Source organism: Phyllobacterium sp. (assembly GCF_037994425.1).
GTDB lineage: Bacteria > Pseudomonadota > Alphaproteobacteria > Rhizobiales > Rhizobiaceae > Phyllobacterium.
This window is the reverse complement of sequence record NZ_JBBNAM010000278.1, coordinates 1-3,956: the sequence shown is the minus strand read 5'-3', so window position 1 is coordinate 3,956 and position 3,956 is coordinate 1. Positions and strand designations below refer to the sequence as shown.

Genomic DNA, 3,956 nt, shown 5'->3' with positions numbered 1-3,956 from the left:
GTTGATCACATCAAGGGTTGCTGTGCGCATATAGCGGCTCCAGACGGCGACATCCACCAACGCCAGCACCATGCTCGGCATGATCAGATGCTTGGCGTAATCGAGGATCGATCCGTCACCGATCGTGTACATGTTGCCTGCAGGCAACCAACCGAGTTTCAGCGAGAAAATGTAGATGGCAACGAGCCCGAACCAGAACGTTGGAATCGACAGCGCCACCATTGCCCCGACGGTCGCCGTGTAGTCGAATATCGAATAGCGTTTGGTCGCGCCTTTAATGCCGACCCATGTGCCGATCGTCACTGAAATGAGGCTGGCAGTGCCCATAAGCAGCAAGGTGGCGCCGAAATGGCCACCAATGACGTCAAGAACGGGGCGTCCATCTCGAAATGAGCGTCCCCAATCGCCGCGAAGCAGCCGCCAGGCCCAGTCCGCATATTGCACGACGAGGGGGCGATCGAGCCCCATCTGTGCTGATATCCGGTCAAGATCGGCCTTTGTCATGCCGGGCGTCAGAGCGAACTGCGACAGGGGTCCGCCTGGTGCAAGATTGAGTACGGCAAATCCGATGATGGATACGAGCACGAGCAGTACAAGACTTTGACCGAGTCTGTTCATGAGGTATCGGGTCATGGCGTCATTTCTCCGATGAACGGAACGGTATAAGACGAGGTTGGCCGGATGCCGACAGCGGGCAAGCCCGCTCTCGGCATCACAGGAATCAAGCCTCTTCCCAATACCAGCTGCCAACGTTCCATGAGTCGATGCGATTGTTCACATTCGGCGTGAAACCGGTCATCCCCTTCTTGCGGCCACGGATGGTGGCGTATTGGAAGATCGGCAAGAAGGGCAGATCGCTTCTTATGATCTCCTGGATCTTCAGGTAGGCCTTTTTGCGTTCCTCCGGAACAAACACGTGGCCGCCCTCGCCCAGGAGCTTGTCGACTTCAGGGTTGGAATATTGCCAGGTATTTTGGCCGGCGCCGCCTTTCGCATTGATCGAGCTCGTTAGGAAATAGTCGGATGTGTCTGGATCGGGACCGGTGAGAAAATCGAGCCCGACGACGACGGAATCGAATTTGGATTGCATCCAGTATTCGCCCCACATTACAGCCGGCGGCAAGTTGGATATCGTCATCTCAACGCCGATATCCTTGAATGACTGCTGCATATACTGCTGGACCTGCTCACGGATATGGTTGCCTGCCGTGGTTGAATTGGAGAACGACAGCCGCACGCCATCCTTGGCGCGTATGCCATCCTCGCCTGGTTTCCAGCCGGCGTCGTCCAGAAGCTTCTTGGCCTTCTCGATATCGAATTCGTGCTTTGGAAGGTCTGGATTGAAATAGAAGGACTGCTGCGGCATGTAGCTTTCCGTCGGTGCCGGAAGGCCATAGTAGAGCGCGTCGATAATCGTCGCCTTGTCGAGCGCGTAATAGAGCGCCTGGCGAACCGCAAGGTCCTTGAACTGCGGCCTGTCCATGTTGAAGGTCACCGATTCGACCGTTCCACCGGGCACAACCTGCACTTGCTTGCCCTCGAGGGTCTTTGCCTCGTCGTAGTGGTCGGGCGTGATCCACTGCAGGCCGGTGACGTCGATATCCCCGGTCTTGAACTGGGTGTAGAGAACGGTGAGATCGGGGATATATTTGTAGATAACCCGCTCCAGATAGGGGCCTTCCCCATAATAGTCGGTGTTGGCGGCAAGTTCGATATGGTCGCCGGCGACGCGCTCCACCCACTTGAATGGACCCGTGCCGACAGGCGCATTGTTAAACGCAGCATTGTTCCTGTCCGCCTCAGGCTCCAGAATATGCTTTGGGACGATGAAGGTCGCCGCAAGGATCGATGGATAGGGCGCATAGGGCTTGTCCATCCGCCAGGTGATTTCGTTCGGTGATACGACCTTGATGTCGCGTACAAGATCGTGGCCGGCGCGGCGCGCGCTGCGGAAGTCCTTGTCGACGACGAGTTCAAGGGTAAACTTGACGTCCTCGGCGGTGAACGGCTTGCCGTCATGCCATTTGACATCGTCACGCAGTTTGACCTTCCAGTTCAGTCCGTCAGCTGAAATTCCCCCGTTTTCGACCGTCGGCACCTCGAGTGCAAGTGCAGGCGTGAATTTTCCCTCCGGGTCGACATTGAACAGTGGATCGAAGACGCTGAAGTGGATGCCCTCATCGACCTCAATGTGAAGCAGGTGCGGGTTAAAAACCGTCGGCTCCTGGGAAAACCCGATGATGACCTGGCCTTTCGGCGCAGCAGGTGGACCAGCAAAGGCCCTGTCCCGGCCGAGAATGCCCGGTGCAACCAGGCCGGCTGCCCCGGCAAAGCCCATCAGTGCCAATGCCTGCCGGCGGGTCGGGTGAAATATTGGATTTTTTTGCTTGTCAGACATGCTGTTTCCCTTCTTATTGGTTGTTCAATGTTCCAGTTTGCATGCTGTCTGCCCAACTGCAGACCATCGATCCGGTACGGCTCCTCAACCGCACCAATTCAAAACCCGCTGATCGGGCGTACCTTCGAGCCATCGCTGAAGCGGGAGAAGCGAAAATCCTTGGGGTCGACGACGGGTGGACGGCCCGTCACGATATCCGCCATCAGCCGCCCTGCGCCCGGTCCTATGCCGAACCCATGGCCGGAGAACCCCGTGGCAATGTGAAAGCCCGGGATCTGATCGACCGCCGAAATCACGGGAACGGCGTCGGGGGTTACGTCGATGTAGCCGGCCCAGCGCTGGGCAATCTCGGCCTTGTTGAAGATCGGAAATGCCGCCCGCAAGCTCTTGAACGCCCGGTCGGACATGTCGAGCGAGGGTTTCGGGTCAAGGACGCGATGATATTCGAAAGGACTTGCCTCATCCATCGTCCAGCGTGTCGGGATACGGATTTCGTCGAAAAACCGCCCGCCAAATCGAAATGACAACGAGCTCCATTCCATCCGTAACGCCGGCAGAAACCTCTTTGCATATTTGAACGATTTGGGGACGATATCGACAATGTTCTCGTGACCCGAGGCAACGGTGTATCCACCGTCCTGGCGCCGGCGTATGGCGAAATCTTTCGACCAGAGCGCAGATTCGGGCCCGCCCTCGAGCGGTTTCGTACGCAGGACCGTGTTCATGACCTTCAGTTGCGGCAAGTCGATGCCGCTATTGCCGCAAAACAGGTTTGACCAGGCGCCGCCGGCAAGTACGACGGCATCACAGGCGATCCGGCCACGCTCCGTGACGACGCCGGAGATTTTGCCCGCTGAAGTTTCGATGCCGCGAACGGCGCATTCGGTCAGGAGCGCGGCACCTTTTTCCCGCGCAGCTTCGGCAATCGCCGGCGCGGCCTTCTGCGGCTCGGCACGGCCGTCGGCCGGCGTATACAAGGCCCCCTTGACCTTGATTTGCCCGCCAGGGAGGAGCGCGTCGAGCTCCTTGCCGCTGATCATGCGGCTTTCCATTTGATACCCTTCGAGATTCTTGCCCCAACGCGCGTGCTGGTCGTAGGACTTGTCGTCAGGGCAGGCAAAAAGGATGCCGGCTCGCTTATAGCCCGTATCACGACCAAGCCTCTTGTCTAGCCCTGACCAAATGCGCAGGGCTTCTGCCATGAGGGGCACCTCGCGGGGATCGCGGCGGGATATTCTCACCCAGCCCCAGTTGCGACTTGATTGTTCCTGGCCAATCCCGCCCTTCTCGCACAAGGCGACCTTCTGACCGCGCTCGGCAAGTTCCAGCGCCGTCGACGCGCCGATAATTCCCCCGCCGATCACAACCACATCGACCTTTTCGGGCAAGTTTTCATCGCCGTTCACACGCACGACATAGGGACCGGGCATTTAGTAGGATTCCTCTAACTGACAATTGATGGTGAACTCAGCGACGCTTGCCTCATTGGGCAGATCAAGCAGCATTGCCGTTATTCGGGCGATATCGGCCGGATCGGTCATGAGCTTGTCGTCGCGAT

3 protein-coding genes and 1 pseudogene are annotated in these 3,956 nt (G+C 58.0%); all 4 read right to left on the bottom strand.

The features are described from left to right. Window positions 1-633 (bottom strand): ABC transporter permease (locus AAAB35_RS19190; protein ID WP_340669879.1); only part of this gene is annotated, 633 nt, incomplete at its 3' end. An 88-nt stretch (window positions 634-721) separates the two neighbouring features. Further along, a complete protein-coding gene (locus AAAB35_RS19185; protein WP_340669878.1) occupies window positions 722-2,398 on the bottom strand; it encodes a peptide ABC transporter substrate-binding protein in 1,677 nt (558 codons plus the stop codon). Window positions 2,399-2,496: 98 nt separating this feature from the next. Then, the gene (locus AAAB35_RS19180; RefSeq protein ID WP_340669877.1) at window positions 2,497-3,828 is read right to left on the bottom strand and encodes an FAD-binding oxidoreductase; all 1,332 of its coding nucleotides are present in this window, start codon (window positions 3,826-3,828) and stop codon (window positions 2,497-2,499) included. Further along, window positions 3,829-3,956: pseudogene (locus tag AAAB35_RS19175) on the bottom strand (short-chain dehydrogenase); the annotation flags it as partial.

What these genes read in the sequence shown, in the direction of transcription:
- AAAB35_RS19185 (WP_340669878.1), bottom strand. Translation starts at nt 2,398, where the DNA reads ATGTCTGACAAGCAAAAAAATCCAATATTTCACCCGACCCGCCGGCAG.
- AAAB35_RS19180 (WP_340669877.1), bottom strand. Translation starts at nt 3,828, where the DNA reads ATGCCCGGTCCCTATGTCGTGCGTGTGAACGGCGATGAAAACTTGCCC.